Here is a 6,483-nt window from a genome sequence, read left to right on the forward strand (position 1 = left end):
CATGATCCGCAACATGACCGCCGATCCGGGCCGCCACCCCCTTGTCGCAACGCCCGCCGAACTGGTCGGCAAGGTCGCCACCCGCGCCATCCCTTCGGGAGCTCCCATCCCTCGCGACGCCATCGGCGGGGAATCCAAGCTCGCCATCCGCGTTCCGGTCGGCATGCGCGCGGTCAGCATCGACACGACCGCAGAGATCGCCGTCGCAGGGCTGGTGAGGCCAGGGGACCGTGTCGACGTACAGGTCGTCTATCCCGGCGCCGATGCGATCAGCGGCGCGCGCGGCGCGGGGCGCAGCCGGGCCCAGACGCTGCTTCAGATGGTTCAGGTTCTGGCGGTCGGCGAAACCGTCGTCGGGACGCAGCCTGCCAGCAGCAGCGATCCTTCCACGCCCCCGCCCCCGGCGCGGACGGTCACCCTCGCCTTGTCGCCCGATCAGGTGTCCACCCTTTCACTCGCCAAGAGCACGGGCGCGCTCACCCTTTCGCTGCGCAATCCGGTGGACAAGGCGCAGACCGCGACCGCCGACGCGACATCGCGCGCGCCTGACCCTGCTCCGCAAACAATCGTCGCGGCACCCGTGCGCAAGGTGTCCGCGCCGCCCGTCCGCCGCCCTTCCCACGCCATCCAGCTCGTCGTCGGCGACCGCCATGAAACCATCTATTCCGGGGGAGAAGCGCGTTGATCAGGACATTGGCCGCCGCCCTCCTGCTGGCCGCCTCGACAGGGTCGGCCACTGCGCAGGACGCTATCCTCCCGCTACAGGGAAAGCGCACCATGACCTTCCCCCAGCCGATCGGCCGCGTGGAAGTGGATCAGGACGACATCATCTCCGTCACCGCGCCCAGCGCGCGGTCCTTGCGCCTGACCGGCATCGGCGCAGGTTCCGCCACCCTCAGCGTCTATGGCGTGAACGGCGCGCTGATGACGGAAACGCAGGTCAAGGTCGGCCGCGCCTCATCAGCCTCTGCTGGCACCGAAGAAGGGCGCCTGACCAGCGCCGATCGGGTCGTCGCTGGCGAGCAGGTGGTGGCGGTCGATGTGCAATTCGCCGCCATCTCCACCTCCACGCTCCAGGCGCTGGGCTTCAACTTCGCCAAGCTCAGCGGCGATTTGCAGGGAGCGGTCGTCTCGCCCAGCACGCTCAACAGCTTCAAATTCGCGCCGGGCGGCTCGTCCATCGACGCCAGCGCGCCGATCCAGAACGCGTTCAACCTGTTCCTCTCCTCCCCCAATCGCGGGATCAACGCGGTGCTGAGCGCCCTGTCCTCGAACGGCCTGTCGGAACTGCTCGCGCAACCGACCTTGCTCGTCCGGTCGGGCGAGCAGGCGAGCTTCCTCGCTGGCGGAGAGATACCCGTGCCGGTGCCGCAGGCGTCCGCCGGGTCGGGCAGCGCCATTTCCATCCAATATAAGGAATTTGGCGTGCGCCTCTCCGTCACTCCCTTCGTGCTGTCCAAGGACAATATCGTTCTCAAGATCGCGCCGGAGGTCAGCGAGCTTGACTATGTCAATGGCGTGCAGTTGCAGGGCTATGTCGTGCCGGGCCTGCGCCGCCGGTCCGCCGAAACGACGGTGGAGCTGGGCAGCGGGCAGAGCTTCGTCATCGCGGGGCTCAGCTATTCCAGCCAGTCGGTCACGCGCGACAGGACGCCGCTGCTGGGCGACATTCCGGTGCTGGGCGCATTTTTTCGCCGGCAGCAGAACCAGAAGGAGCGGCAGGAACTGGTCATCGTCGCCACGCCGCGTCTGGTGGGACCAGTTCAGGCCGCCAGCATGCCGCCGCTGCCCGGCGCGTCGACGGATGCCGTGACGTCCAGCGCCCCAACCTTCGGCGTGGTGAGGCGGTGACCATGGCAAAGATCATCCTGCTGTCCGTGGACCGAGGCCTTGCCGAACGCATCGAACAGGCGATGGACGGCCGCGCCGCTGTCGAAATGAGCCAGTCGATCGCGCCGGACATGTTCGCCGGTCCGGCCGTGATCGTCATCGACCGCGACGCCATCGCGCCCGAACGCTCGCTCGCTGCCGCCATTTCGGCCGTCAGCGAAGCGGCAGGCGGCCGCTCCATCGTGCTGGCCATGCCGGATTACGGCGCTGACGATATCTTGCAGGCGGTGCGCGCTGGCGCTCAGGACATCATTCCCCGCGACGGACCGGGCGACGAGGTGGCGAGCATATTGTGGCGGCTGCTCAACGGAGCCGCCACTGCTGGACAGGGCAATGGCGGACGCCTGACATTGGTGCTGGGCGCGGATCAGGAAGCAGCCGCCATGGCCGCCACCGACATGGCGATCACCCGCGCACGGGAACGCGCGCCCACGCTGCTGATCGATTGCACCATGCCGACCAGCGCCGCTCAGGCCTATCTTGATCTGCCGGTCAGCTACGGCATCGCCGCCGCCGTGGGCGACATGGACCGGCTGGACGCCAGCCTGCTGTCGAGCGCCCTTGCCCGCCATGGGCCAAGCGGCCTGCTGCTGCTGACTTTTGACGGCGGCACGGGGGCGGAGCCCGTGGGCGTCGGCCCCGGCGACATCGCCGGGCTCATCCGCCTGCTCCGCACCTGCTGCGCCGAAATCGTGCTCTGCGCCGGAAGCCTGCGGCATGCCGGGCTGCTGCGCGAACTCGGCGCGCAGGCCGACCGCATAGACCTGCTCTGCGCGCAATCCATCCGGGAGCTTGAAACTTCGCGCCGCCTGCTCGACCGGCTGGGAAGCGACGATGCCGTCAAGGCAAAGACGCGGCTGTTGGTGTGGGATCATCACCCTTCCGTGCTGCTCGACAGTCGCCGCATGGGGGATGTGCTGGGCATCTCCGCCGTCCATCCGCTGCCGGTGGACCATGCCCGCGCCCGCAACGCGCTGAACGCGGGCCAGCCGATCGCGATGGAGAAGGATGGCGGCCCCTATATGCAGGCGATCCGCAAGATAAGCGGTATTCAGGCGCCCGCGCCCCGCATGGCCTTCGCGGGCCTCGACCGCATGCGCCGCGCGGTCCGCCGATCGCTGGAGCGCACCTCATGAGCCTGCTCACGGAAGAAAGCCTCCCGCCCAGCCCCGCGCGCCCTGCTCCCGTCGCCCAGCCCGCGACCCGGCGGATGAGCGACAGCTATCAGGCGGTGAAGGCACAGATTTGCCAGCAGGTGATCGAGCAGTTGGAAGCGCGCGGCAGCACCGCCGACATGCTGGCCTTTCGCGCGCTGCGCGAAGAGATCGAGCAGGTCATCACCAGCCGCAGCAGGCGCGGCCAACTGGCGCTCAACGCTGCCGAACGCCTGCTGCTGATCGAGGATGTGGAGGATGAGGTCGCGGGCCTCGGCCCCCTCGCCCCGCTGCTGCGAGATCCCGGCATAGACGACATCATCGTCAACGGCCCGGCCTCCATCTATGTCGAACGGAGCGGCCTGCTGGAGAAGGTCGACACGCGCTTTCGCGACAATGCCCATCTCATGAACATCATCCAGCGGATCGTCGGACCCATCGGCCGCCGCGTGGATGAAGCCAGCCCCTATGTCGATGCGCGCCTGCCGGACGGGTCGCGGGTCAACATCGTCATTCCGCCGGTCGCGCTCGACGGCCCGCTGCTCTCCATCCGCAAGTTCCGCATGCAGGCGCTCGACATCGATGATTTCGTCGAGCGGCAGGTGATGAGCGCCGATATGGCCGCTTATCTCGCCGCTGCCGTCCGTTCGCGCCTGAACATCCTCATCTGCGGCGGCACCGGCGCGGGCAAGTCCACGCTGCTCAACATGCTGTCCACCTTCATCAGCGACCGGGAGCGCCTGATTACCATAGAGGATGCGGCCGAATTGCAGTTGCGGCAGGATCATGTCGTCCGGCTGGAAACGCGCCCGCCCAATGTCGACGGCAGCCGGGAAGTCAGCGCGCGCGAACTGGTTCGCAACGCGCTGCGCATGCGGCCCGACCGCATCATACTGGGCGAAGTGCGCGGGATCGAAGTGGTGGAGATGCTTCAGGCAATGTCCACCGGCCATGACGGTTCGATGGCGACGCTGCACGGCAACAGCCCGCGCGACGCCTTTGCCCGGCTGGAAATGCTGCTGGGCTTTGCAGGGTTGCAGAACGACATCCGCGCCATTCGCCGCTTCATCGCCAGCAGCGTCCATGTCGTCGTCCACATCCAGCGCCTCGCCAATGGCAGCCGCCGCATCGTCAGCATTACGGAGGTTACCGGGCTGGAGGGTGAGGCCTATTCGCTCAACGAACTGTTCAGTTTTCAGGAACAGCCCGCCATGTCCGGCCTTGGCGAGTTCCGCACCCTCTCGCCCCGGCCTTTCTTCAGCGGCCGCCTGCGCGACTATGCGGGCGTAGCGGCGGAGCCATTATGCTGAGGGGCGCGGCTTTCCTGATGCTGGCCCTTCTGATCCTGCTGGCGGTGGCAGGGCATTGGCTGGCGCAGCGCAGTGCGGCGCATGCGCGGCTGGACCGCCGCCTCGCTGTCTTGTCGCGGGCCGGATCGGGTTCCCCGCGCCTCGCCCTTCCCCTTTCCGTGCCGGAACGGATGGCGCCCCTGCTGGCGCGCGCGCAGTTGGAGGTCACGCCCCGCTCCGCCGGAATATTGGCGGGCAGCCTCGTGCTGATCGCCCTTTTCCTGCTGCTGCTCTCCGGCCCGGTGGCGGTGCTGGCCCTGATCATCGGCGCGCCCTTGCTGCTGTTCGCCTGGATCAGGCAGCGTGCGCATCGGCGGATCGAGGCGCTGGTCGACGCCTTGCCCTTCTACATCGACGCCGTGCGGCAGATGCAGACGGTGGGTAATTCCCTCTCGCAGGCGCTGGAACGCGCCCTGGGCGACGCGCCCGCCATCGTGCGCGCCTATCTTGCGCCGGTGGGCCGCCGCCTTGAACTGGGCGCGCCCGTGGGCGATGCGATGCAGCAGCTGGCGGACCGGCTGCGCGTTCCTGAAATATCGATGCTCGCTGCCGCGATCCGCACCAATCTGCGCTATGGCGGCTCCATCACGGCCGTGCTGTCCAACCTCGCCACGATCCTGCGCGAACGCATCCGTATCAAGCGCGAATTGAGGGCCGCCACGTCCGAAGCGAAGGTCAGTTCGCGCGTCCTGATCGCCATGCCGCTGGTCGCGATGGCGCTGCTCATGTCGATGAACCCCTCCTATATCGATTTCTTCCTCGCCGACCCCCGCGGCCACAGGCTGGCCGTGGTGGCCATCGGCCTGCAAGCGGCGGGCATGCTGGTGATGCGGCGCGTCATGAGGCTGGCCTTCTGATGCCTTCGCCGCTGATCTTCTTCTGCGCCGCCGTGTTTCTGGTGGCCGTGACCTTTGCGGCGCACGGTGTCCGGCTCCTGCGCGCGGACCAGCGGCTGGAAGCCCGCCTGTCGTCCCTTGCGCCCGCCGCGCCGCCCTCCGGCCTGCGCCTGCCCGCCTTCGTCATCGCGAGAGGGCGTGACCGGTCGGAACTGGAAAGCAAGTTGCACCTTGCGGGATTCCGCGATCCGCGCGCGCTCAACCGCTTCGTCTGGCTCCGCCTTCTCGCCACGGGCGGGACGGCGCTGACGATCATGCTGCTGTCCCGCATCATCTGGGGCGGATGGCTCGCCCGGCCGCTGCTGATCATCATTGGCGGGGGGCTGGTCTATGTCGGCGCGAAGCAGGCGTTGCACATGCTGGCGTCATCCCGCGCGCGCCGGGTGACGGCGGAATTTCCCTTCTTCCTCGACCTCATGCTGATGATGCTGGAAAGCGGCGTGTCGCTCGACCAATGCTTCCGCTCGATCGCGCGAGACGAACAGGTGGCGGTGCCCGAACATGGGCCGATCATCGCCCTGCTGGTCGCCGATCTCGATCGCGGCATGCGCTACGAACAGGCGCTGGACCGCTGGGCGGCGCGCGTGGCGGTCAGTGGCGCGCGGGAACTGGCGGCGCTGTTCCGTCAGGCCATGTTCCAGGGGGTCGAACTCGCCCCCGCCCTGCGCGAATTTGCGCGCGAATTCACCCAGCGCCGCGTCGCTCGCGCCCGCGAAGCCATGGGCGGCATCACCGTGCGCATGGTGGTGCTGATGATCCTCTTCTTCATGCCCGCTTTGTTCATCGTGCTTGGCGGGCCGCCGGTCGTCGCGATCTTCGATACATTGCGGGGGGCAGCGCGATGATCCGCGCCGCCGCCGCCTTGCCCCTGGCCGCCGCGCTGCTGATCGCGGCCGCGCCAAAGGCCGACCCCACCCGCAACCTCTATCTCCAACTGATCGATCAGGCGCGCGCGGACGGCCGTCCGCGCGCCGCCATCGCCTATCTCGACGATTTCGACCGCCGCTATCCCGGCGATGTCCAGGCGCGGGTCCTGCGGGTGAACAGCCTGCTCGACCTCAACGACGTCAGCGGAGCCGAAGCGGCCGCGGCATCTCTGCCCGGCGGCCCGGAAAGCAGCGCCGTGCGCGGCCATCTGCTCTGTGCGCGCGGACGGTGGGCGGAGGCGGCGGCGCTCTACCGCCAGGCGATAGG

Annotated in this window: 6 protein-coding genes and 1 pseudogene; all 7 read left to right on the forward strand. The window is 68.2% G+C overall.

Annotated elements, in window-relative coordinates; translation table 11 throughout:
- A partial coding sequence (gene cpaB / locus L288_RS26365) for a Flp pilus assembly protein CpaB (RefSeq protein WP_021237143.1) occupies nucleotides 1-685 on the forward strand: 685 nt, incomplete at its 5' end.
- Entirely contained in the window at nucleotides 682-1,851 is a 1,170-nt protein-coding gene (locus tag L288_RS26370; RefSeq protein ID WP_152522042.1) for a type II and III secretion system protein family protein, read from the forward strand. The genes cpaB and L288_RS26370, both read left to right, overlap by 4 nt.
- A 2-nt stretch (nucleotides 1,852-1,853) precedes the next feature.
- Nucleotides 1,854-3,026, forward strand: a complete 1,173-nt coding sequence (locus L288_RS26375; RefSeq protein WP_021237145.1) for an AAA family ATPase — start codon at nucleotides 1,854-1,856, stop codon at nucleotides 3,024-3,026.
- Entirely contained in the window at nucleotides 3,023-4,354 is a 1,332-nt protein-coding gene (locus L288_RS26380) for a CpaF family protein (RefSeq protein ID WP_021237146.1), read from the forward strand. The genes L288_RS26375 and L288_RS26380 overlap by 4 nt, the downstream gene beginning before the upstream one ends.
- A complete protein-coding gene (locus tag L288_RS26385) occupies nucleotides 4,348-5,250 on the forward strand; it encodes a type II secretion system F family protein (RefSeq protein WP_021237147.1) in 903 nt (300 codons plus the stop codon). The genes L288_RS26380 and L288_RS26385 overlap by 7 nt, the downstream gene beginning before the upstream one ends.
- Nucleotides 5,250-6,134 carry a type II secretion system F family protein gene (locus L288_RS26390; protein ID WP_021237148.1) on the forward strand — a complete coding sequence of 295 codons (885 nt, stop codon included), beginning with the start codon at nucleotides 5,250-5,252 and terminating at the stop codon, nucleotides 6,132-6,134. Before L288_RS26385 ends, L288_RS26390 begins: the two co-directional genes overlap by 1 nt.
- Nucleotides 6,131-6,483 (forward strand): annotated as a pseudogene (locus tag L288_RS26395) (tetratricopeptide repeat protein); the annotation flags it as partial. The gene L288_RS26390 and the pseudogene L288_RS26395, both read left to right, overlap by 4 nt.

The organism is Sphingobium quisquiliarum P25 (assembly GCF_000445065.1).
Classification (GTDB): domain Bacteria; phylum Pseudomonadota; class Alphaproteobacteria; order Sphingomonadales; family Sphingomonadaceae; genus Sphingobium; species Sphingobium quisquiliarum.

Excerpts from the sequence above, each read along its gene's own strand:
- L288_RS26390 (WP_021237148.1), top strand. The coding sequence starts at position 5,250 with ATGCCTTCGCCGCTGATCTTCTTCTGCGCCGCCGTGTTTCTGGTGGCC.
- L288_RS26375 (WP_021237145.1), top strand. The coding sequence starts at position 1,854 with ATGGCAAAGATCATCCTGCTGTCCGTGGACCGAGGCCTTGCCGAACGC.
- L288_RS26380 (WP_021237146.1), top strand. The coding sequence starts at position 3,023 with ATGAGCCTGCTCACGGAAGAAAGCCTCCCGCCCAGCCCCGCGCGCCCT.
- L288_RS26385 (WP_021237147.1), top strand. The coding sequence starts at position 4,348 with ATGCTGAGGGGCGCGGCTTTCCTGATGCTGGCCCTTCTGATCCTGCTG.